The organism is Chryseobacterium sp. UF-290, from assembly GCF_058245615.1.
The window spans coordinates 342808-365612 of the sequence record NZ_JBSICB010000002.1 but is presented as its reverse complement, the minus strand read 5'-3'; the positions used below and the strand labels follow the sequence as shown (position 1 = coordinate 365612).

18 protein-coding genes and 1 pseudogene are annotated in these 22805 nt (G+C 37.8%); 5 read left to right on the top strand and 14 right to left on the bottom strand.

Annotation, left to right across the window (positions count from 1 at the left end):
- Window position 1: 1 nt before the first annotated feature.
- Together AC4IF5_RS03915 and AC4IF5_RS03910 are read right to left on the bottom strand one after the other, a co-directional pair.
- Complete coding sequence (locus AC4IF5_RS03915) at window positions 2-2662, bottom strand: lantibiotic dehydratase (RefSeq protein ID WP_490731867.1); 2661 nt, start codon at window positions 2660-2662, stop codon at window positions 2-4.
- A 9-nt stretch (window positions 2663-2671) separates the two neighbouring features.
- Entirely contained in the window at window positions 2672-4894 is a 2223-nt protein-coding gene (locus tag AC4IF5_RS03910; protein ID WP_490731865.1) for a peptidase domain-containing ABC transporter, read from the bottom strand.
- Window positions 4895-5094: 200 nt separating this feature from the next.
- Between AC4IF5_RS03910 and AC4IF5_RS03905 the strand changes: the two are divergent.
- Window positions 5095-5362: pseudogene (locus AC4IF5_RS03905) on the top strand (NAD(P)H-dependent oxidoreductase); the annotation flags it as partial.
- A gap of 77 nt (window positions 5363-5439) precedes the next feature.
- On the opposite strand, the gene AC4IF5_RS03900 reads toward AC4IF5_RS03905, so the two are convergent.
- Window positions 5440-6162 carry a siderophore-interacting protein gene (locus AC4IF5_RS03900; protein WP_490731863.1) on the bottom strand — a complete coding sequence of 241 codons (723 nt, stop codon included), beginning with the start codon at window positions 6160-6162 and terminating at the stop codon, window positions 5440-5442.
- Between the two features lie 82 nt (window positions 6163-6244).
- On the bottom strand, window positions 6245-7117 hold the full coding sequence (locus AC4IF5_RS03895) for a helix-turn-helix domain-containing protein (RefSeq protein ID WP_490731862.1): 873 nt from the start codon (window positions 7115-7117) through the stop codon (window positions 6245-6247).
- 176 nt (window positions 7118-7293) lie between these two features.
- Between AC4IF5_RS03895 and AC4IF5_RS03890 the strand changes: the two genes are divergently transcribed.
- Complete coding sequence (locus tag AC4IF5_RS03890; protein ID WP_490731860.1) at window positions 7294-7875, top strand: helix-turn-helix domain-containing protein; 582 nt, start codon at window positions 7294-7296, stop codon at window positions 7873-7875.
- Between the two features lie 87 nt (window positions 7876-7962).
- Complete coding sequence (locus tag AC4IF5_RS03885) at window positions 7963-9456, top strand: serine hydrolase domain-containing protein (RefSeq protein ID WP_490731858.1); 1494 nt, start codon at window positions 7963-7965, stop codon at window positions 9454-9456.
- A 141-nt stretch (window positions 9457-9597) separates the two neighbouring features.
- Here AC4IF5_RS03885 and AC4IF5_RS03880 read toward each other — a convergent pair whose 3' ends face one another.
- From AC4IF5_RS03880 to AC4IF5_RS03865, 4 genes are all read right to left on the bottom strand, one after another.
- Entirely contained in the window at window positions 9598-10482 is an 885-nt protein-coding gene (locus AC4IF5_RS03880; RefSeq protein WP_490731856.1) for a thiopeptide-type bacteriocin biosynthesis protein, read from the bottom strand.
- Window positions 10479-12620 (bottom strand): lantibiotic dehydratase family protein, encoded by a 2142-nt coding sequence (locus tag AC4IF5_RS03875; RefSeq protein ID WP_490731854.1) that lies wholly within the window; start codon window positions 12618-12620, stop codon window positions 10479-10481. Before AC4IF5_RS03875 ends, AC4IF5_RS03880 begins: the two co-directional genes overlap by 4 nt.
- Entirely contained in the window at window positions 12617-13723 is a 1107-nt protein-coding gene (locus AC4IF5_RS03870; protein WP_490731852.1) for a lanthionine synthetase LanC family protein, read from the bottom strand. The genes AC4IF5_RS03875 and AC4IF5_RS03870 overlap by 4 nt, the downstream gene beginning before the upstream one ends.
- 63 nt (window positions 13724-13786) lie before the next feature.
- A complete protein-coding gene (locus AC4IF5_RS03865) occupies window positions 13787-13972 on the bottom strand; it encodes a class I lanthipeptide (RefSeq protein WP_490731850.1) in 186 nt (61 codons plus the stop codon).
- A 64-nt stretch (window positions 13973-14036) separates the two neighbouring features.
- Between AC4IF5_RS03865 and AC4IF5_RS03860 the strand changes: the two genes are divergently transcribed.
- Entirely contained in the window at window positions 14037-14921 is an 885-nt protein-coding gene (locus tag AC4IF5_RS03860; protein ID WP_490731848.1) for a GLPGLI family protein, read from the top strand.
- A gap of 180 nt (window positions 14922-15101) precedes the next feature.
- Here AC4IF5_RS03860 and AC4IF5_RS03855 read toward each other — a convergent pair whose 3' ends face one another.
- From AC4IF5_RS03855 to AC4IF5_RS03830, 6 genes are all read right to left on the bottom strand, one after another.
- The gene (locus tag AC4IF5_RS03855) at window positions 15102-15647 is read right to left on the bottom strand and encodes a hypothetical protein (RefSeq protein WP_490731847.1); all 546 of its coding nucleotides are present in this window, start codon (window positions 15645-15647) and stop codon (window positions 15102-15104) included.
- Between the two features lie 96 nt (window positions 15648-15743).
- The gene (locus tag AC4IF5_RS03850) at window positions 15744-17309 is read right to left on the bottom strand and encodes an ABC transporter permease/substrate-binding protein (RefSeq protein WP_490731845.1); all 1566 of its coding nucleotides are present in this window, start codon (window positions 17307-17309) and stop codon (window positions 15744-15746) included.
- On the bottom strand, window positions 17306-18220 hold the full coding sequence (locus tag AC4IF5_RS03845; RefSeq protein WP_490731843.1) for an ABC transporter ATP-binding protein: 915 nt from the start codon (window positions 18218-18220) through the stop codon (window positions 17306-17308). The genes AC4IF5_RS03850 and AC4IF5_RS03845 overlap by 4 nt, the downstream gene beginning before the upstream one ends.
- Before the next feature lie 9 nt (window positions 18221-18229).
- A complete protein-coding gene (gene egtB / locus AC4IF5_RS03840) occupies window positions 18230-19402 on the bottom strand; it encodes an ergothioneine biosynthesis protein EgtB (RefSeq protein WP_490731841.1) in 1173 nt (390 codons plus the stop codon).
- Window positions 19403-19469: 67 nt separating this feature from the next.
- On the bottom strand, window positions 19470-20453 hold the full coding sequence (gene egtD / locus AC4IF5_RS03835; protein ID WP_490731839.1) for an L-histidine N(alpha)-methyltransferase: 984 nt from the start codon (window positions 20451-20453) through the stop codon (window positions 19470-19472).
- 527 nt (window positions 20454-20980) lie between these two features.
- On the bottom strand, window positions 20981-22123 hold the full coding sequence (locus tag AC4IF5_RS03830) for a 1-acyl-sn-glycerol-3-phosphate acyltransferase (protein ID WP_490731837.1): 1143 nt from the start codon (window positions 22121-22123) through the stop codon (window positions 20981-20983).
- 353 nt (window positions 22124-22476) lie between these two features.
- On the opposite strand from AC4IF5_RS03830, the gene AC4IF5_RS03825 reads away from it, so the two are divergent.
- Complete coding sequence (locus tag AC4IF5_RS03825) at window positions 22477-22800, top strand: helix-turn-helix domain-containing protein (protein ID WP_490731835.1); 324 nt, start codon at window positions 22477-22479, stop codon at window positions 22798-22800.
- Window positions 22801-22805: the final 5 nt, after the last annotated feature.

Here is a 22805-nt window from a genome sequence, read left to right as displayed (position 1 = left end):
GTTAAAAATTATACCATTGAACCAAATGCTCAGTAACCCTATTCCGGGTATTGTCTACTGAAGGAAGGGCTTCTTCCAGATAAATATAGGATGCAGCTCTGTTCAGGAGTTTCCTGAAAAGATTAAACAGCAAGGGCTGTTCAAAATCTATAAATTGAGGTTTATAGTCATCTCTGTTGCCTGCTGCCTTTTCGGATGATTCTTCTTCCGGTATATAAGAGGACTGCAGATAGAGGAACAGAGAAGAAGGCATCCCTTTTTCTGAAAGCCACTGATGAAAGCGTAAAAAATAGATGCTGTCACTTTCATCGTTATTTTGTCCGGGAACAGCTGTTAAATTTACCAGCCATCCTTTACGGCGCAAAATAAGCTGATCTTCGAATACAATTCTGGGAAAAATCCGGATCTCCCTGCTGTGCTGCTGTTTTGAGAAATTCTGGTCAACAGCCTGAACTAACGGATAATAACTGACATAGATACAAGGATTGAACAAGGACATAAGCTGATAAAGATTAGACCTGTTCGTTATTGTTTCAAGACATAAATCGAATGCGTAGATTTCTTTTTTTGAAATGGTATGTATCAGGTATAGCCTATCTTTATCCGGCTGATAGCCAACGGCTATTTGGTCTAATGGGATCTGCTGTGATTTTTTCATCTGTGTATTGGATGACGGCATTTTTACTTCGTAATCAAGCAGAGGAGGATGAATATTGGCGTTAAAGCTTGAATCATCATTGAGCTCGATGAGCAATTGCTCCGGAAACAGCCGGTTGTTATAATTTCTATGTATTTGAGAAACCTCGGCATCAAATAAGTGAAGGAATCTGCCGCTCATTTTACCCATTCCCTGCATAAGTCCGTTGACGACAGCTTTTGTACCTTTTTCCGAGGGTTCATCAAAGAACTGTAAAAAAGCGGATCCGGTCAGGGACTGATGTTTTGATAAAGGCAATACATCAAGATTTTTCTGATAGATCCTTATTTCATCTGCTTTCTGGTTCTTTTGATCAAGGCTCTTCCAGAAAATATCTGACCAGGGAGTTATCGGGCTCTTCCGGGATAGATGATCTCCGGAGTCAGATTCATTTTTATGACGGTAATATTCGTGGTAAAAAGTAATAAGCGGAACATGTTGATTCTGATCGTATGTGGATGTAAAGAAACTGGTCACGCTGCTTTTCTCATTTCCCCTGATATCAAAAGCCGTTAAGCGGCTGGCCAGATCGGATAACAGCTGCCCGCACTTCTGAACTGTATTTTCATTGATTGTATGGTACTGGCTGGTAAAGACATCCTCATAGATAAAGCCTTCCTGCCGGTAATCTGTGGGCAGGTAAGGCAATTTTTCAAATCCCCCGCCGTTTTTATACCGGGTAAGGATATCATCGACTAAAGTTTGTCTCTCGTCTTTGGGGAGCTTAACAATACCTGCCTGATTTTCGAGCTCCGAAATAACATGGTCAAAGATTTCCGAGGTCTTTTTAAGGAGGATTTCCCGTTGAGGAATATCAGCTGTTCCGAATTCTTTTTTTGTTTCATGTAAAATAAGAACAAGCTCATAAAGCCGGTTCACAGATTGGTTGTTTTCTTTATATTGAGAAAGAAATTTCAGAAGATGGCTGTCCCAGTCAGGATCGATCTCAGAACATTCCAGGGTCAGTTCCAAAAAGCCGGAATCGATCAGTTTTAGCAGATAGCTTTGTAACGTTGGAAGGTCCGCGTCTATGTGTGCTAAAAGAAGATCTGTTAAAGATGACAGTGAGATATTTTCCTCAGGGCTATCGATCAGCTCCTTAATATATTGATTGATACCGGTCGCCTGGATTTCCTGAAAAACTTCAATATTCGCACAATTCATCAGGAAGCTGAAGCGTCCATCAGCTTCATTGATGCTGCTGTTGCTGTTTACCCGTAATAAACCCTGCAGATCGGGATGCTGTTCCATAAGTTTTTTTATCCTTTTCAGCAGTTTATTGTTCAGTCTTATTTTGCAATTCAGAGGGTATGCGGACGAATCCTGGGAATCATCATTACCTGAAGCCATTTTTGTAAGTCCCAGATAGGTAAATGTACTGAATGGTGATGTTTTATAGGTCATGCGGGTCAGATAGCGGAGGATGCTGAATTCAATACGTTCAGTATCTTTATTGAAGTCTGACGGAGGCATATCCGCGAAACCGTTGAGCTGTTCATACAGATCTTTGCTTGAAAGTAAAACCCCGTTTCTGAAAGGATATTCACCGGTAAGCTTTTGAATTTTCTTTCTGTGTAATACCCAATGCTCCCGGAACTGTGTTTCCCATAGCTGCTCAAATTCTTTACAGATTCTACCTGCATCCACCCAATCTTTCCAGTATCCTTTAAAAAGGTCAAAAGTTTCGGGTTGTATCTTTTGTACCAAAGTCATAGCATTCTGCCGGCTGTTGTAAACAGAACGCTTCAGGTTCAGAAGCTGTTTTTGTTCCCGGCTGTCAGTACTTTTTTCGATAAGGGTGTATAATTGATCACACAACTTTTCATTAGAGGTCCTATGTCGTTCTGTAATCTTCTGCCATGTATGGAGCTGATCATGCAAATCCGGAATAACAAGTGTATTTAAGCTTTGTACCGGCATTGCGGCAAATCGAGTGAAGATATAAGGTAAAATATTCAGGCTCATCTTTAAAAATTATTTTCCGAGTTCCAATTGATTTTTAACTAAATTAAAATAGGCCCCTTTTGATTTTGTCAACTCCTCATGAGTTCCCTGCTCTACAATGCTTCCTTTATCCATAACAATGATATTGTCAGCGTGAACTACGGTACTCAGTCTATGGGCCACGATCACAACGGTTCTGCCCCGGAAGAAACTGTTCAGGTTTTCAACGATTAGTTTTTCATTGTTGGCATCCAGAGAATTGGTGGCTTCGTCCAGAAATATATAATCCGGCCGCCGGTAGATCAGGCGTGCGATGAGCAGACGTTGCTTCTGGCCCTCGCTCAGTCCGGCTCCATCAGTTCCGATCAGGGTTTCATAAGAAAAAGGCAGACTTTCAATGTATTCTTTCATATTCACCATTTCACAGGCTTTTTTTACCCGGAACAAATCTTTTTCCGGACATCCCACCCAGATATTTCCGGCTATGGTATCTGTAAAAATAAATGAGTCCTGCATCACAGCACCGCAAAGCTGTCGTAAACTTTTGGCATTGATCATTTGCAGGTCCTGTCCGCCGAAAAAGACGGTTCCCTGTGTAGCCGGGAAAAATTTAAGCAGGAGTTTTATCAGTGTTGTTTTACCGCTTCCACTCATTCCTACAATAGCGGTTACCCGCCCGGCAGGAATACTCAGGCTTATATCCTTTAGCACTTCGGGAGATAGCTTTCCATATCGGAAATGGACATGATATAGCTGAATAGAACCTGGTCTTCCCTTAGCCAGAGTTAAGTTTGAAAAGGCATCTTCCACAGGTTCATATTCTACTTCTGAAATACGCTGCAGGCTGAATTTTGCGGTCTGCATGGAACGGATAAAATCTGAAAGCTGATTAACCGTACCATTTAAAGCACCATACATATAAGTGATGGCAAGCATGGCTCCGAGTGACAGCTGGCCATTGATAACCAGGGAGGCCGTTAAAAAAGTAGTCAATACCCCGGCTGTTTCATTGATGAAAAGAGCTACTCCCTGTATTCGCTGATCCAGTCTAAGGCTTTCCATTTTAACGGTGTAGGCTTCTTCCTGCATGGATTTCCAGAGTTGGTTCTTTTCCATTTCCGCTCCTGTCAGCCTTATCTCTGTCATGGCCTCAAAGGTTTCTATCTGATGGCGCTGGGTATTGGCCAGCAGGCTGAAAGTCCGCTGATCCAGGCGCCTTCTCTTTTCTTCAAAAAGATTGGTCCAAAATACACTGACAATACTGGCAGATAAGAACAATATAAACAGCTTCCAGTTATAATAGCACAAAAGTCCCCCGTTTACGATCAGAATTATAATGGAAAGCCCTGCACTGACACAGTGCTTCGTAAGGAATTCCTCTACACGCTGGTTATCATAGATCCTTTGCAGATTATCTCCACTGCTCCTGTATTCGAAAAAAGTAAGGCTGAGCTGCATAAGTTTATCTACAAACTCATAGATCAGTTTTATACTGATATTCATTCCCACTTTAAAAAGAATCCTGCTGCGGAAAAAATCCGTTAATATCCTGCCGGTAAACAAGAGAAGCTGGCCTATACAGATCAGGGATAATATTCCGATATCTTTTCTGGCAACAGCTTTATCCACAACTGCCTGGGTTAGCAATGGAATAGCTAAGGTTAGCAGAGTAGCTGCTAAAAGTGTGACTATGATAAAGGAAATATTTTTATAATGATTATCTATCCGTTTCAGTAAAGAAAACAGGTTTACCGGTGGCTCCGGCTGATTCTTTATTCCGTCAAATATTTCTGTTTTTTCCAGAAAGAGTGCAATTCCTTTATCTTCCTCTCCTGGAGCTTTCCAGTGTTCCAGAAAATCACTGAAGGTATAGCGCATATTTTTTCCCAACGCCGGATTTCCTATATAAGCATGTTTTTCAGTAAGGTTCCATAAAACAACAAAATGATTATGGTCCCAATGAAGGATGCAGGGAAGCGGTGCCTTCTCAAGCAGTATTTTCTGGCTGACTTCTGCGGCTAATGTTTTGAATCCAAGCTTTTCCGCTGCATAGGTTAAGCCTGATAATGAAGTACCCTGGCTGCGTACGTCACAGAGATCGCGTAAATAATTCAGTGTTATTTCTTTTCCATAATAGGCCGCAATCATTCTGAGACATGTCGGTCCGCAATCCATAGTATCCAACTGCCGGAAAAACGGATAATGTTTTCCTTTAAAATAATGTTTAATTCTTCTAAGGATTGTATTTTTCATTGTTGGATCATATGCTATTGATAGATTAAAGGTGACTTTAAAAGTTTTGGTCAATTACTATTAACAAACTCAATAATCTTCCAGCTTGCGGTATAGTCAAACTTATTAATGCAATTTAGTTGCAATATATAAAAAATATTTATTACTGAAAATTTTTCTTTTTTGAATCGGGGCTTATGTGGCTGGAGCTTGTTAGATCCAGGGGAAATTCTGTATGGTGGGATCAACTTTTAAAGGGAAAAACGACTCATATTATCACGTATTATCACGACGATAGATTAACCGGGCTGGTATTATCGTCTTTTTTTTGGGAGACCTAGCGTCAACCAGCTGAAGAGATCGGTTCTGGAATTCTGCGGGGTAAAGCCGGTTAAAGTAACTTTTATAGGAATCATCAGAAACTCTACAGAAGCACAGCGGTTACGATGGCTGAAAAAGATAAACGAACTGGGGAAGAAACTGAAATGAAGCTTTGAACGGGAAGTGAAGTGAACTTTATCTGGTATCAGGAACCTGAGATACCAGATAAAGCTCCAGTTATTCTTTTACAGCCCTTTCTTCCCTTTTATCCAATAAGCCTGCGACCGGATGCATTTGGGATCTACTCCTTTGGCTTTAAGAAACTTTCTGATCAGCGGCATTTTGGAACCATTGCCAGTGAGGTAAAAAACAGCATCATTGTTGTAGACTGCTTCTTTTTCCTCTTTCAGGAAATCAGTAAGGGCTTCTATCATGTTCATGGTACTGTTTTTAGGACTGTGGTAGCCATAGAGGTTCAACGATTTCAATGCTGAAGAATCTTCCAGCTCATGAAGGCACATAAAGGAAGAATTGGTTTCTTCTGCTGCTTCCTTAATGCAAAGAGCGCTTCCCAATGATGTTTCATCCCCTATAGAAAAATGAATTCTGGCACCAGGCTCAAAAAACCGTTTTCCTCTTGGCATTATCATCCTCATAGAATCACCTACAGACAGCCGGCTTACAAAATTGCAGCCTATGGCATCTGCGTTATGAAGATGGAATATTACGTCAAAAGTTCCCGCCTCTCTGTTAAAACTGAAAGGTGAATAATTGCGGTAATCCCTGTCATTTATTCTAATCGCTATGGCGTAGGCAGGCTCAAAAGGAACATCTTTTAAATCTGTGGCAAAACGTATACGGCGAAGGGTATTGGAAATCATTCCGGCATCAGTGACGGTACATTCTTTAAATTTTGAGGACCAAACATTTTCTACGGTGTCATTGATCCATTTGGGTAAGCTTGGCATAACTAATTTTTCTTGCAAAGAAAGCTTCAAAATTGAAATATACCGATAGCTGTTTCAGGGAATTGATTGGACTATTCGTGGTTTACGGTGTATTCCTGTTTTTATTACGGAATTCTGAAGGAGGCTGTCCCTCCAGCTTAGAAAACAAACGGCTGAAATAAGTGTGATCACTGTATCCCAGCTCATAAGCAATTTCTTTTACCGTAAGATGGGTATAAACCAGTAAACGTTTTGATTCTGTTAAAATTTCCTGATGGATCCAATGCTGTGCCGGTTTTCCTGTTGTCTCACGAATAATTTCCGTGAGGTATCCTCTTGAAATGTTTAAAATTTCTGCATATCCCGATGGACTTTTCAGCGTTTTGAATTCTTTCTTTACCAAAATCCTGAAAGCTCTCGAGAGCTGTAAGGCCCGGTTTTCATTCGATGCTTCGCAGCTGTATTCATTGGAATAGATGAAAGAAAACATGCCCAGAAAAGCATTGAGAAAAGAACGTATAACAAGAAATCCCTCCTTAGAAGACAGAATCTCATTGGTGACTGAATCATAAAGCAGCCATGCGCAAGAATTTAATTTTTGAAACCGGTTTTCATCAATAAATAACGGTTTGATTTCTACTAATGTTTCTTCAAATACAGAACGTACCAGATCCGGAATAAAATCTGCCCTTACTGCAACGAACCAACCTGAAACATTATCCATGATCAGCCCCTGATGCACCTGTCCGGGCAGAACACAAAAAATACCTTTCTTTTTTGCTTCAATGATATTGAAGTCTACCATCATTTTTACATGTCCTTTTTCCAGGCAGGTAAAAATATAATAGCTGTCCCGGTGTATTCCCTTGTCCATGAGAATATCATCCGCGCTTTGGGAGCGTTTCTCAAATCTCTCCACAAGAAATCCATGCTGAGAGATGCTGTTCATATCATAGGTGGGAATGGTATGCTTCATTTTTCAATACAAAAGTATGGAGATTAAAGATATTCCAGAAAAATTATGGAGGAATTCTTTGAAAAGCTTTAAATAGCAGCAAGCATAGATATGCAGATGCGGTCTCTGTCTGAATATTCAAAAATACGTAAATTAGCCGGTAGAACCATTCGAAATATCTTTTAGAATAACCCGCCATGTCTAAACTGAAAACCGCAAGAGAACAGAAGAACCTTACCCAGGAAGAATTATCAGAAAGATCGAAGATTTCTGTAAGAACCATTCAAAGGATAGAGGCGGGAACGGAACCGAAAGGATATACCCTTAGGGCATTGGCCCAGGCATTGGAAATAGATGAAGCTTCGTTACAGGATACTGTAAGCATTACTGAAGAAAAGGAAGCAGCCTCAAATGAAACCATAACGGTAATGAACGAAGAACAGGCTGAGGTGAATTATTCTCTTATCAAAATAATCAATCTTTCTTCATTGTTGTTCACGCTGTTGCCGCCATTGAATATTTTCGTTCCGCTTATGCTGATGTTTGGTTTGAAACAAAGAAACAGCCTGGTCCGTCAGATCATTTCGGTTCAGATGATATGGACGGTAATGGCTCCTATTGTCTTCATGCTGGGAATCTTTTTAAAGTTCGGAAAACAGTTTACCCTGATCCTTATGATCATCATTGTTCTTTCCAATGTGTTTATCATCCTTCGTAATTCAGCCGAGATAGATCGGAATAAGAAGTTGTATTTCAGGCTGAAATTCAGTATGATATAAGATCTGTCAGGACTTTGACGGGTTTTTGTCGGGTTTATTTTTAGCAGAAAAACGGCTGGAAATCTAATCTTTGTCAAAAAAATAATAATGACAAAGTCTTCAGAATTTATCCTTCCTTTTTTTATTTTGTTCATCAATATAATTCATGCCCAGACAGAAAAAACAGATCCTCTTTATAAAACAATTATGTCGAAAGACAGCCTGTTTTTTTCGGCAGGCTACAATACCTGCAATATTAAAAAGATGGAAAGCCTGTTAAGCGATACGTTTGAATTTTATCATGACAAAGGTGGCTTTGAGGACAAAAATAAATTTATAATTGATTTTAAAAACGGATTGTGCAAGTCTCCGGAAACCTTTCAGTTAAAGAGAGTGCTGATTGAGAAAAGCACTGAGATTTATCCCATGTATAAAGACGGAAAGATATATGCTGCCATTCAGAATGGTAACCATCTGTTTTATGAAAAGGAAGGAAATCAAGCTGAGAAACTTGTAGGGGAGGCAAAGTTTACCCATCTGTGGATGCTGGAAAATGCTGAGTGGAAACTTAAGAGTTCATTGAGCTTTAATCACCATCCAAAGCAAACGACTGATAGTGAAACAATGTTTGATAACGATCAGTCGATGCAAAGCTGGCTGAATGAAAATAATATTCCCGCCCTGGGACTAGGAATTATCGAAGGAGGAAAACTACAGCAGGTAAAAGTTTTTGGAGATCTTAAAAAAGGAGTTTCGGCTCCCCGCGATGCCTATTTCAATGTAGCGTCTCTCACCAAACCTGTTACAGCAATGGTAGCATTACGTTTGGTAAGTTCAGGAAAATGGAAGCTGGATGAACCTTTAGATGCATACTGGACAGATCCTGATATCATCAGCGATCCGAGACATAAGAAACTTACAACCAGAATTATCCTGAGCCATCAGACCGGTTTTCCCAACTGGCGATGGATGAATGCTGACAAAAAGCTGAACTTTCAGTTTGATCCCGGAACACAATATCAATATTCAGGAGAAGGTTTTGAATATCTGCGAAAGGCGCTCGAAAAGAAGTTTGGAAAATCACTTGAACAGCTTGCCAAAGAGCTTATTTTTCAGCCTCTCAAAATGAGGAATACAAACTATATTTGGGATCAGAATACTGATGAGTCAAGATTCGTAACAGGATATAATGAAAAGGGAAATGCTTATCCAATAGAAAAAATTAAAAAGGCGAATGCTGCCGATGATCTGCATACTACGATCGAAGATTATGGGAATTTTATGGTCAGCGTTATGAAAGGAAAAAACCTGAAGCCGGAAGTCTTCCGTGAGATGACCAAAAAGCAGGTGAAAACAAAAGAAAATAAATATTTCGGCTTAGGCTTTGAAATGTATGATCTCGGAAACGGAGATTATGCCCTGGCTCATGGCGGAGCTGATCTTGGTACGCGATGTATCGCTATCATATTGCCGAAAACCGGAAAGGGAATCCTGATATTTACCAATATAGATGACGGGTATAAAGTATATGAAAAGCTGGTTATCCATTATCTGGGAGAGCATGGGAAGAAAATTTCCGATATAGAAACAGATAGAAATTAATGGTAAGTTCTTTTTAGCTTCCTGGAATCTGTGGTACTAAAGGTTTATATTTAAAAGGACCTGATGATCATGAAATACCTGCTTTTTATTCAGAAGCAGGTATTTTGTAAAGGTATATTTTCAGCAAATGATGCATCAGGCTTATTGAATATCAAATTTTTTTCTGGCCAGAAGGCTTTTGTAATATCTGCTGGTCATATCATACAGAAGAAGTTCGTGTAATCTGTTTTTAACGGGGAAAAGTCTGTTAACGGTCATGTGAAGGTAACTGCTGAGATACCTCAGATAATCTAAATTGTTCTTTTCGGATATTGCTTTAATTTCCTCCATGACAGAATTTAGTTCCTTATTTCTTTTATCAATAAGCGGGTATATTTTTTCAAAACCATCTGTGAGATAAGTTCTGCCGATGACATCATTGATTACCTGTGTATGTTCTCTGTATTTTGCGTTAAACTGTTTGGAGTTATACATATCGAATCCGAATTCGTTTTTAAAACTTTTAGCCAGCCCTTCTGTCAGTCTGAGCTTTTCTTCAGTGCTTATTTTTGAGCAATCCAGAAAAGATATGATAAGAAGTATTCCTGCCAGCCATCTGTTGTCTTCTGCTTCATATTTAACTATATTCCGGATGATCTTAATGATATAGCTGCTGTCTGTGCAGAAAACTGTCTCAGCCTTTTCAATCAGAAGCTCGTGATATCTTTCCATTTCACGATTGTACGTATCAAACTGTACTTTGGTAATGAGTCTGTTCTGAATTTTAGGATGTAATGTCTTATTGAGTGATGAGATGATGGTTCCGATATTGGAGACATCTGTCACGCATAATCTTAGTCTGATATGATAGAAGGGATCACTAAATCTTATAAAGAAAAATTTTCGGATCAGATTTTTTTTGGTTAATGAATGGGTCAGAGAGTATAGATCATTCACTAATAAATGATCTGCAGTTCTATATCCTGTGTATATCTTAACGTAAATCCATTCACTGCCAAGTGCGAATTTTCTTTGTATCTTTTTCATTGTGCATCACAATATAATGGTAAAATAACCTCTTGTCTGTAAGCATTTCCCTCCTGATCTTTTAAAACAGAATGCTGTTCATCAAATAAGAATTCAACGATTTTTATTGTTTTCTTATTCTTTATCTCTTTTAAAAACATTTTAATATGCTCTGTTTTTCCGGATTCGATGAGAAGCTCATTGTCACCAATACAGAGTAAAAAAAGATCAGGAATATGTTTATCATTCATCCATTTCCTGAATGACAACAGCAAAAGCTCCTCATCTTCTTCTGCAAAAATATGTTCCAGCTCTTCTGTCCTGATGATCCAGGTGGCGAGCGATATGATTACATTTTTATATCTTATTCTCGGAGTATAGAGCAGGTCCCAGTCAAAAGGAAAGCTGATGATTTTTGTATCCTGAAACTGGAGATCACATAAAAATCTGTAAACCGATAAATCAGATAATTTGTAGTTATGCGCTGTTGACAAGACAGGTTTTATCATCTTATTGAGCGTTTTTGAGCGCAACAGGATCCTGTTATTTTTTACAGATATCATCAGATCATTAAGAGGAATGCGGGACTCTTTTTCTCTGTCAGAAGCCGTTAAACAGGTTATTTCATAGTTTCTGATATGTGGTCTGGTGGAAATATTTCCCAGGCGAGGATTAGGAAGATGCACGATTTCCGCTAAAATTTCATTGCTTAATTCCTGCTCTTTTTGGGTTATTGTAGAAATAAGGTCTTCAATGTCCTTATCTACATGTGAAAAACGGGTCAGTAATTTAACTCCGGACTGATCGCCCAGATATTTCAGTCTGGGAAGAGTCTGCATTCCGATATTTACAAAATCCAGCGAGGTATAAAATACCGGGTAAAAATTATTAATATCGTTATTTAGATCTGCTTTTTCGTCTTCTAATCTTATTTCCTGTATATATTCTCTTTTCCGGGAGATGATCTCTCTTAATACAGATGATTTTTTAGGCTTTACCTCTATTGCCGGCAATTCAAAATCTTTAATCAGCGAATTGGTATAGTTATTCCCATAATCTTCAATAGGATATCCAAGACCAATATCAACATCCAGAACATGCAATAAAGGAATTTCCTCTTCTTCGTATATTTCCTGAAAAGCAGAGATGAATTTTTTCAGGCTTTGGTTTTCATTTTCAAAATACTCTAATGAATTTAAATAGGATATTGCCTCTTTAATTTCATTAATGGTTTCTTTATTAAGATTTGCCTTTTCAAACTTTCTTTTCAGATCGACCTGTATCAGCTCTTTTCTTTTATATTCAATATTCAGCTCACGGATCATATTTTCGATACTTCTGTAAGCTTTGACCTGATCCTTCTCTTCATTGATATTATTCAGCAGGGCATTGATCTGTTTCAGCTTTTGATTGATCTGAAGTAAGCCGGCTCTCTCTGATAATTCTGTTATTTTATTGAGTAACGGTTCTCCTGTGATCTGAGGGGCAAGCTCACTTAAGATAATCTGAGAATCAATTAATTCATCAATATAATCCCGGATCTCTTCTTCTGAAAACTCTGTGCTGAGCTCAGAAAAAAGTTCAGATAATGGGGCTCCGTCTTTCGACCGGGCTATTATTTTTTTTAAATAGCCTGAGATTTCAACATTGATCACATCGAATTTGAAATCCTTATTGTTTTCTGCTTTTTTTACAAAATAATATCTGTGGCTATTTCCAGCTTTATAAAAAGTATCGTTGGCAAAATATTTCAGTGAGGTTTTTACTTCTTTTCTGTTTTGCAGGTAGCTGATTAAATTTGAAAAAAAGCTCATATCTAATCTTGCAACTCTCTCATATGGAGAGGAAATGATCATACTGCTTATATCATCACTAATATTGCCTATTCCAATTCCTGAGAAAATCCCGAAAGGAGTAGACCTTGTTCTGATTCTGTTCCAATATTTGAGAAGAGTGAGCTTATGTTTTTCATTCAGCTGTTCCGTATTGACTATTTCTTCATAGAACTCAGGAGATGAAATGTACAGAGATTCCATAAAGAAAGCATTCTCCTTTATCCTTTCATATGAAAAAGGAGCATGTTCCGAATAAGGGAGGGAAGGACAGCGTATGATAAAGTGTCCGAAATCTTTATATTTTACTTTTATCGTTTTTTTCATATTAAAAAAAAATGACTCCACTGAGTTCCTGTATGATAGAATGAATTGAGCAATACAAGGCCGGTTCCTGAAAGGCCATCCAGTAAACTCAGGTTATTATGATTGTCTTTTTTGTGATAAAGCTCTATGGTTTTATCGAGCCAGAATTTTTCGCATTCGGCCAATTCCGGAATCTTATATTTTTGATTCAGAATATGATAAATAAGGCTTATTCCTGAGGTACCATGGCATATTTCGCTGTCCTGAACCAGGTTTTTATGCAAATCTTTCCTTTGGGTGTTGTAAAGCAATATTTCTATTGCCTGCTGGTTCAGTTCCCGGTTCATCAGGACTTCAGACGCTTTTAAGAGAGCCATACAGATCCCGAGATCACCATAGCACCAGGCCAGTCTGCTTCCTTTGGTGCTGTCTCCCACAGAGGTATATGGAAACTGTGAAACATAGATCTGACGGTCTATTTTTTGTGACAGAATATAGCTTACAATACCTATGGAAAGATCGTTAGCTATATTTTTGTATGAAAAACCGATTTCAATGAGCTTGCACAAAAACAGCAATATAGCCGATAAGCCATGGGATAAAGAAATATCAGATACTTTATTGAAATTTAAAAATGTAACTCCGCCTTTGCCGTCACTGATTTTATTTTTGTCCAGACTTTCCAAAATACTTTGTAGGGCCTTTCCGGCAATTTTGTTACCTTCTTTAGCTCTTTCTATAAAGTAAAATCCTATTCCGATGGCTCCATGCAGGAAATCAAAATTTTGAGAAGATAGATATTCTTCAACTTCTGCAGCCAGATATTCATCAATGCTTTTTGACACAAAGGCAAAAGGCTTTTTATTATTCAGATGCAGATATCCTATCCCCAGACAGACCCCGGAAATCCCTCTTGAATACGATGCTGAAATGATTTCCTGTTCTATATCAGAATAAAAATTATCAATATAGCCATTGACTTTTTTAGAATATTCAGGCTGTATTTTAGAATATTCAGATAAGAAAATCATATGACCTATATATCCTGTAAGCAGACCGTAGTTGTTTCTTTCCTTATCGGATACTATCCTCTGTGCTATTTCATGTACAATTTGCTTCTCCATAAATTAAAAAAGTTTCATAATAAATAAATATTACGAAACTTAAATTTTGTAAAAGTGATAAGTTTATCCTAGTCCAAACTCCTGGCATAATTTTGAGCCACAACCTTTATCTTCTGTAGATGTTTCTCCACATCCAAAGGTTTCAGGAGTTAATCCCAGTCCTGGTTTTTTTCCTCCTCCTTTTACTTGTTCCATTGCTTTTTTGTCCAGATTAGCTACGACGCTTTTTTTTAGTGTAAGTTTTTTCATTTTCATGTGAAATCTTATATTTGGTTATTAATTCGTAGCTAAAATATAAATTTTTTTTAATATTATGGTATGTTCAGGAAAATTACATATAATTATTTTTTTACTTCTGTTTATGAATCTCTTTTCCCAGAACCGGAGGTTTGTTTATGAATATCAATATATCCCGGATTCGACTAAGATTCAGGATAAAAGGAGTGAGCTGATGTATCTGGACATTACTCCCGGATTTTCCAGATTCTATAGTGGTGAAACCTTTAAAAATGATTCTATTGCCAAGGCCATTCTTGATAAGCAGATGAAAGCGACAGGAAAAATTGAAAATATACCGCAATCTGCCGCCTCTAAGAATAATACAGTTAAGTATACTGTCATTAAAGATTATTCTGACAACAGTCTTTTTTTTATTACCAGGATGGGACGAACTAAATATAATGTGTCAGATAACCGGGTTATGAAATGGTCTGTTCAGCCGGATAAAAGTATGATTAATGGATATCATGTGCAGAAAGCAACGGCTGAATTCGGGGGCAGAAAATGGACGGCATGGTTTTCAGCTGATATTCCGGTTCAGGATGGTCCTTATAAATTCAGAGGACTGCCGGGCATGATTCTGAAAATAGAAGATGCTACGGGGAGCCATTCTTTTACTTTAGCCGGAATAAGAAAGCTTTCAGATCAGGAAATTGAAAATATGACACCTACGGGAAGCTTTGTTTTTGATTTTGGAGATAAAGTGGACATAGATTTTCCCAAATATAAGCAGCTTTTCTCAGAAAGCAGAAATGATCCGGCCAAGTCATTACGAGTGACTCTTCATGATTTGGATAAGGTCAATGTGAATGGAGCAATGGTCGATAAAAACGCTTATATCCGGGAGAGGGAAATGCAGATGAAAAAAGCAATAAAGGAAGATAATAATAGCATTGAAATAGATATGCTTCGGAAATAATTTTGAAAGATAGCCTTATAGCTCAAAAAGAGGCTGTCTCAAAAGTCAAATAATTCGGCTTTTGTCATTCTGACGAAGGAAGAATCTTATTGATGGTCAGTTGTTTGAGATTCTTCATTACATTGCATTTCATTCAGAATGATACTTTTGAGACAGCCTCTTTTTATTCATGTCTATATACTATTTTACCTTTTCCAGAAGATATAATTTAGCTCCGGAAAATGCCAGCTTAGGCATCAGATTCCCTTCCAGAACCATGGTCTTATTGTTCACATCAATAACGGAAATATAATTATTAGAATTGTATTCTATATAGTTCTCCTTTTCTTTGGTTACAGGATTCTTTCCGAATTCCAGAGAATATTTTACCCAATCCTCCTTATCAGAGCTGCAATGAACCGATTTGAACTTAGATTTTTTAGCCTTGAAAATAATCTGGTCAAAGCTGTCCACACAATCAGAAGTAAAAGAAGCTTCCGGATTCTGGTCTTTTGAAAAATCTTCAAACGAACCTTTATAAACGCCTACCACTTTCCAGGTTCCATCCAAACGGTCTTCATCAATTTTTCCTTTGGCTTTGCTTACCGCCCAGCTGATTCCGTTTACTGTTCCTTTTACCGCTTTGTAACCTAAGTTTACCGCTCCTGATACTACTTTTGTAGCCGTTCTTACTACACAGGAATTGAGAACAATAAGAGCCGAGGCCAGAAATAGTATTTTCTTCATTTTGTCAAATTTTTTATTTAGCGAAGATAGTATTTTTAAAAAACTCTTTATTTTGTGATTTGTGGTACAATAAATAATAACAAATAACTATAGTTTTTATTTTTCATCAAAATACCTTTTAAGATCAGATATGTTTTTGATATCCAGATCATCGGCCTGTTTCCTGCGCATCATCAGTGCATAGGAATTATTAAACCCAAGAGGCTCTAACCACTGAATTCCATATTTCTTTTCAAATTCCGAATTTACATACTGATAGGTTTTATCAGCACTTTGGGTAACATTTCTGATGACCTGAGATGTGGGCTTTAAAAGGACAAGAAGTCCGGTTCCTGTATATTCAGGATAAAAATCAATAGCATCATTCATTAAAGCGTCAAAACAGATCTTGGTTCCTCCCAGGCCGGTTTTTGTTTCTGCTTTATAATCAGTATAGCCTTCAATAAGCATGGTATACATTTCTGCAAGAATATACTGCTCACCAAAGATCTTTGAACCGATCCGTACAGTTCCTGAATTTCTTTTCCCGGGGCTTTTATAAAGATTATTCCTGATCAGAAAATCCTTTGCGATCTTTTCCGGGGTTTGGTTGAGGTAATCGGATCTGTAGTTCAAATCCGTCATAATAGAATCATTGAATTTTCCTGCCAACAGATTTAAGGTTTTTTCAAGTTGCGGAAATTTTTCAAGTGTTTGGGTCTTGATGATTGGTGCTGCAAAATAAGGCGGGAATATCTTTTTATCATCTTCCAGCACATAGAGGTCAAAGGCTTTAATTCTTCCATCTGTAGAATATCCGCTGATCAGATCAAGCTCTTTCTCATAAGCTGCTTTATACATGATAGCATCATTTACTACTAATGGGTTTACATCAAGTCTGTAGACGGAACGTAAGCCAATATCCCCGTCCTGTCTTCCCATAAATTCGGGGGTAAAGCCTGCTTTGATGGTCTGATGTGAAAGAGAGATTACTATATAGTAGGCACCTGCCAGAAGAAAAATGGCTGGAAGTACATATTTCAGTTTGCGAAACAATTGATATCCCGATTTCTGTATGATAGCGATTACCTGATCCATCAGAATAGCAAGGAGTGCGGCAGGAATGGCACCTGCCAGGATCATATTGGTATTATTGAGCGAGATCCCTCCAAAGATAAATTCTCCCAAACCGCCTGCTGCAACAAAAGAGGCTAAGGTTGCCACTCCGACATTGATAACAGCAGCCGTTCTTATACCGGCTATGATAACGGGCATAGCCAAAGGCAGTTTTACTTTAAAAAGAAGCTGGCTCCTGTTCATGCCCATTGCTGTTGCAGCCTCAACAACTGCCGGGTCTACTCCTGTAATTCCTGTATAGGTATTTCTGATAATTGGTAAAAGAGCGTAGATCAGCAATGCGGCGATAGCAGGCTCAGGGCCTATTCCAAAGGCAGGAATCATAAATCCCAGCAAAGCAATACTGGGAATAGTCTGTAAAATCCCAGCAGTACCTAATACCGCGCCGGAAAGCTTCTTTTTTCCTGCAATAAGTATTCCCAAAGGAACTCCGACAATAATCGCCAGAAACAAAGAAAATAAAGTAAGCCCAAGATGCTGGATGATCTGGGTTATTAGTTTTTCGTGCTGTTCCAGAATAAACTGCCAAAGACTTTGCTGCATCATGTAATCAGTAATTTTCTATAATGGTTAAATGCCTTTATTAGTTCTTCATGAACTTCGTTATTTTTCTGATCTAAGTTTAAATCTTGTAAGGCATTCCAGACACTTGTATTTTGATCAAATGTATCATATAAAATATCAGGTGTGAGAAAAGGGTTGATATCCTGAAATTTAGTGATTTTATATTCTAATAAAAGCCGGCTTTCAGCAAAAAAGTCACGGGCAAAATCATTTTCAGGATGGTAAATCATTTCTTTTGGGGTGCCGGTCTGTACTATTTTTCCCTGATCCATAAGGCATATCCGATGCCCCAATTCAAACGCTTCCTGTACATCATGGGTGACCAGCAGGATGGTTTTTGTTTTGAGTTCTTCCAGCGATTTAAATTCTGAATGAATATCCGCCTTGGTAATATTATCCAATGCTCCAAAAGGCTCATCCATCAGTAGAACCGGAGTATCTGCAATCAGGGCTCTTGCAATACCGACCCGCTGCTGCTGTCCGCCACTTAATTCATGGGGGTATTGTGAAAGGGTTTCTTCAGAAAGATGAAGTTTGGCTAACAGTTCATGGGTTTTTCTCTCTGTTTCCTTTTTGTTCCATTTCAGCAATTCTGGGACAACCGCAATATTTTGCCGGATCGTATAATGAGGAAATAAACCGGAATGCTGCATCACAAAACCGATACCCATCCTCAGTTCTTCTGCTCTCCGGTCCAGGATGTTTTTTCCGTTGATAAGGATATTCCCTGAGTCTGCTTCTATAAGACGGTTGATCATCTTAAGAGTCGTTGTTTTACCACAGCCGCTGGTTCCTAAAAGCACAAAAATTTCCTGGTCCTTGGCCTGGAAAGAAATATGATCTACCGCTTTTTTTCCGTTAAAGCTTTTGGAAACTGATTCTACTGTAATCATGGGTAAAAATTATCGGGCAAGCCGTATTCCTGTAAACTGCCATTTTAAACCGGCCTGAAAGAAATTACGGTAAGTATTTCTGCTGTGTCCCGGTGGAGTTGCTTCTGAGGCACCGCGTAAAACCATCTGATTGACCATAAATTTACCGTTATATTCACCTACAGCACCTGCTTCTTTTTTAAAATGAGGGTAGGGGAGATAGGCAGAATTGGTCCATTCCCAGCGGGTTCCCCAATCAAAATAATCCGATGCCACTTCCCACTCCGCTTCAATCGGAAGGCGCATTCCTTTCCAGGATGCAAAGGCGGCTGCCTCATAGAAACTGATATGACATACAGGGGCTTCAGGATCTATTTCCTGTAATCCGTTCAAAGTATAATTCAGCCATTTATCATCAATGAAATGCCAGTATAAAGGAGATTTTACATGATTTTGCTTCACCCAATCCCATCCTTCTGCGTGCCAGTGTCTGAAATCAGTATACCCGCCGGACTCCATGAATTCTAAATATTCTCTGTTGGTTACAAGCTGGCTGGCAATTTCAAAGTCGTTAAGAAATACTTTATGCCTTCCTGATTCATTATCAAAGCAAAATCCTTCTCCATTAAAACCAATTTCATAGATCCCTTCAGAAAAACTAAGCATCCGTGTATTCTGCAGACCGGTCTGCACAGGCTTTCTTTCTTTGGTGTAGGCAGGAAAAACAGGATTGTGGCCTAAAATATATTTGATATCCGTAATTAATAATTCCTGATGCTGCTGCTCATGATTAAGGCCCAGCTCCAGGATCGGTTCAATGGTTTCATTCATGAATTCACTCTCAAGGAAAGCTTTCATCTTCTCATCTACATATTTTCTATAGAGATAAATATCTGAAACAGAAGGACGGCTGAGATTTCCACGATCAGTACGTATAACCCTTGCTCCTACAGTTTCATAATAGCTGTTGAAAACAAAGTTGTACTGAGAATCAAAAACCTCATATCCGGGAAAGCTCGGAATCAGAATAAAAGTTTCAAAGAACCATGTGGTATGGCCCAGATGCCACTTGGGTGGGCTTACATCAACAACAGGCTGTACTACATAATCTTCAATTTCCAGTGGAGCACAGATTTCTTCAGAATGCCTGCGGATATCCACATATTTTTTCAGAATATTTTTTGTGGTGATCTGTGGTGTCATGTCTTTTAGTTTATTGGAGTATTTTATGTTGAAAGGATCATGGGTTTAGTGTAGAATCATCTGTTTTTTATTTCACCTGCCAGATAGCATCTACCAACCATTTTTTGGAATCTTTAATTTCTCCTGTCATTGTGAATCCTGATTTTTCGCATAATTCCGCAATCTGTTCAATAGAGAATTTTTGTGAAATTTCCATATCGATAAGTTCATTTTCGTCAAAAGAAATGTTTTCATTACCAATGGTTACATCTTGTTTTACAGTACTTACCAAAAAACTTTTGCAGGCTCCGCTTACAGGATCATAGGTCTGATAATGCTGAAACTGTTCAAGATCAAAATTAGCCTCCAGTTCATTGTTGATACGTGTCAGAAGATTGAGATTAAAGGCCGCTGTAATTCCTTCTTTATCGTTATAGGCATTCAAAATAGTATGGGGATTTTTTTTAAGATCAAAACCGATCAGTACAGAGTCTTTTGAAGACAGATTTCTATTCAGATGCAGACAGAAGCTTTCTGCTTCTTCCAAAGTCATATTCCCGATATTACTCCCTAAAAAAAGGACTACTTTTCTTCGGTTGGATAATGAAGCCGCTTTTTGAAGCATTTTGAAATAATCACCTTCCAGACAGGTGATTTTCATTGACGGGAACTGATTGCTTAGCTTGTTATTGAGAATGGAAAGAATATTTCCGGAAATGTCAATAGGCATGTAAGTGAAGTCAACCCCTTTCTCAATTAAATGTTCGAGTAAATAAGTAGATTTCATGGCATCTCCGGCCCCTAATTCAATCAGGTCAAAAGCTTCATTTTCAGGAATGAGCAGCTCTGCAAGTTCATGGGTCTTATTCTTAAAAATATCCAGCTCACATCGGGTAAGGTAATATTCGGGCATTGCCATGATTTTCTGGAAAAGATGATCTCCAATTTTATCGTAGAAGTATTTTGAGGGTAACTTTTTCGGAGTACTTTGAAGCCCATTGATAATATCTGAACGGAAGCGATCAACAGGATTACTTTCAGCCTTAGAATGTGGATCTAACTGTAAATTCATATGTCTTATTTTGTATTTTTTTAGATAACTGCAATTATCTTGCCTTTCATAGCATTGAATTCCTATGCTGGTTTATCTATTTAAATATAAAAAATTTTACTCTTTAATGCACTAATTTCAAATTGTTTTTTAGGGAAATTGTTTTTCAAAGAAAATGTGGAAATTGATTATATAATTAAAGCTGTTTAAACTTTTCCAATGAAAACCAAAAAAGCCAAAAAAAGATTAAACACTTAAGTTGCTTTTAAGTCACAAGCTTGCTGCACAATAAGTACACTTGAGCTTTATGAAAAGCTTTGATTTTCTTCTTATGTGAACTTTTTATCCAGTATCATTTTAAACTAACTTAAGTGGACTGAAGTGTTTAGAATAAAAGCTTTTTCAAGTCAAAAAATAGCTATGATTCTTATAAGATAAAAAGTTTAAACAGATTCATAAATAAAATCTACGGAATCCCCCGGATCTGCGGGAAAAAGTAAAAAACCACTGCTATTGAGCAATGGTTTCATTTTATTTTATCATAACAATTATCCCTGAAAGCTTTCTTCAGATTTCAATTTATTCACCAGAGGATTGGCATACATCGCCAGGAAATATTCTTTGGAAACAGGATCAGATGGATCAATACGCATTTCCAGCCTTCGGATAAACAATTGTTTCTCCTGCTCTGTATATTGAGAAGAGTAGGTGTCTGTATTGTTGATCAGATCGTAGGCTATATATTTTGTAGGCCAGAGCTTGTAATTTTTAATGATTGAATTATCAATTATCTGTGCAATAGCCTGCAATTGCTTGTTCTTATTCTCAATCGTAGCGGCAATATCATCCAGTTCTGTATCAATAACATCCCCGGCATGCAGATGAATTCTTTTCTTTTGCCCTAAAATTCCGCTGAGTATCGTAGTAAAATCTTCGTTTTTTCCTTTAATGTATTCCTCATCCCTGTGCTGTGCCAGCAATTGAGGCATTTTTAGGGAATCTGTAGGATCATATTCATAAGAGATGGAGATAGGAACAATCTTTAATGTTTTAAAATAATCTATTAGAGACTGCTCTCCGGCTGCCATGGCCAGCATTTTTAAAACCCCTTGCTGAGTAGCGTCATTCCCGTCTTTAGCACGACCTTCACGCTGGGCAATCCATACGGAGCGGTTTTCTTCGTGTAATAGCATATCAATATACTCAGACATGGTTTGCGAACTTTTAAGCTGATCACGAAGGGATAGTCCTCTCTGAACTAAAAAGTTACGGTTCAGTTTGGCCAGCACATTCAAAAAGTTTCTTTTCACAAGATTGTCACCAATGGCTGAAGCGGTCATAATATGGCCACTTTCCAGCAGAACTAGGTTAAGTAGTGAAGTATCCAGTACAATATCTCTGTGGTTCGAAATATAAAGGTAAGAAGTGTTCTTATCAAGCTTATCGAAACCTGAAGTCGTTAATCCTTCAGAACTCTTGGCAAGAATCTGACGAACGGCATACGCCACAAACTGATGCTGAAAATCACTTATGGAATGAACTTCTTTAAACTGTTCCAGCCAAACCTGCTCATCCACACCGGGAAAAGTAAAGGTCATCAGTGCTTTCATCATCGGATCACGGGCTATGCTCTGTAATCTTTCATTTACTTCCTGATCATGAAAATACCGGATTTCATCAAACTTCGACATGTTATGGTAAAAATTAAAACTTTTTGCAAAAGAACGAAAATTTATCTGGGGATGGGGTATGATGAGTGTTAAAGTATTATGAGGGGCGTAGGAGTTGGAGAAATTATCTGGTGAACTTGAGTAAATGCTATAATTTTTAACCACAAAATTCACAAAAGTTTTTATTTAAAACACTTTAGCTCACCTAAGTAAGTTGAGAAGAATCCTGTATAATAAGTTCACATAAGCAGCGGCTATATCACTTTTGAGACAGCCGCTTTTTTGTTTAATACAATTGGAATATTCATTTGTTAAAATTTTTCGGTACTATTTAACGTACCGAAAAATAATTTAATATATGCTTAATTGCATTTGTGAAAAATGATATTCAAGAAAATATCAAATTTAAGATTGCAATTAGCTTAAATAAGCTTTTAAGTAGAAATAAGCAATGTTCTTATAGTAAGGATGTTGCAGATTATCGTATTAATAGTTATAATAAAATTGCTTTAAATGCGGATATAAGGAAAGCAACTGTCTCTGATATATTCAATGCAAAAACAAATACAAGCACTTTAACATTATTTTCAATAATTGAAGCTATGGGCTATACTTTAAGTGACTTTGCATTAATATATGATGCAATAGAAGAACCTGAAATAGAAAAATTCAGTAATGAAAGCTCTTCTAAAAAATAATACTC

Bases quoted from the DNA above. Each gene is read 5' to 3' on its own strand.
- AC4IF5_RS03915 (WP_490731867.1), bottom strand. From the start codon at position 2,662: ATGAGCCTGAATATTTTACCTTATATCTTCACTCGATTTGCCGCAATG.
- AC4IF5_RS03865 (WP_490731850.1), bottom strand. From the start codon at position 13,972: ATGAAAAAACTTACACTAAAAAAAAGCGTCGTAGCTAATCTGGACAAA.
- AC4IF5_RS03885 (WP_490731858.1), top strand. From the start codon at position 7,963: ATGACAAAGTCTTCAGAATTTATCCTTCCTTTTTTTATTTTGTTCATC.
- AC4IF5_RS03850 (WP_490731845.1), bottom strand. From the start codon at position 17,309: ATGATGCAGCAAAGTCTTTGGCAGTTTATTCTGGAACAGCACGAAAAA.
- AC4IF5_RS03910 (WP_490731865.1), bottom strand. From the start codon at position 4,894: ATGAAAAATACAATCCTTAGAAGAATTAAACATTATTTTAAAGGAAAA.
- AC4IF5_RS03860 (WP_490731848.1), top strand. From the start codon at position 14,037: ATGGTATGTTCAGGAAAATTACATATAATTATTTTTTTACTTCTGTTT.
- egtB (WP_490731841.1), bottom strand. From the start codon at position 19,402: ATGACACCACAGATCACCACAAAAAATATTCTGAAAAAATATGTGGAT.
- AC4IF5_RS03845 (WP_490731843.1), bottom strand. From the start codon at position 18,220: ATGATTACAGTAGAATCAGTTTCCAAAAGCTTTAACGGAAAAAAAGCG.
- AC4IF5_RS03855 (WP_490731847.1), bottom strand. From the start codon at position 15,647: ATGAAGAAAATACTATTTCTGGCCTCGGCTCTTATTGTTCTCAATTCC.
- AC4IF5_RS03870 (WP_490731852.1), bottom strand. From the start codon at position 13,723: ATGGAGAAGCAAATTGTACATGAAATAGCACAGAGGATAGTATCCGAT.
- AC4IF5_RS03890 (WP_490731860.1), top strand. From the start codon at position 7,294: ATGTCTAAACTGAAAACCGCAAGAGAACAGAAGAACCTTACCCAGGAA.
- egtD (WP_490731839.1), bottom strand. From the start codon at position 20,453: ATGAATTTACAGTTAGATCCACATTCTAAGGCTGAAAGTAATCCTGTT.
- AC4IF5_RS03875 (WP_490731854.1), bottom strand. From the start codon at position 12,620: ATGAAAAAAACGATAAAAGTAAAATATAAAGATTTCGGACACTTTATC.
- AC4IF5_RS03830 (WP_490731837.1), bottom strand. From the start codon at position 22,123: ATGTCGAAGTTTGATGAAATCCGGTATTTTCATGATCAGGAAGTAAAT.
- AC4IF5_RS03895 (WP_490731862.1), bottom strand. From the start codon at position 7,117: ATGAAGCATACCATTCCCACCTATGATATGAACAGCATCTCTCAGCAT.
- AC4IF5_RS03900 (WP_490731863.1), bottom strand. From the start codon at position 6,162: ATGCCAAGCTTACCCAAATGGATCAATGACACCGTAGAAAATGTTTGG.
- AC4IF5_RS03880 (WP_490731856.1), bottom strand. From the start codon at position 10,482: ATGAAAAAGATACAAAGAAAATTCGCACTTGGCAGTGAATGGATTTAC.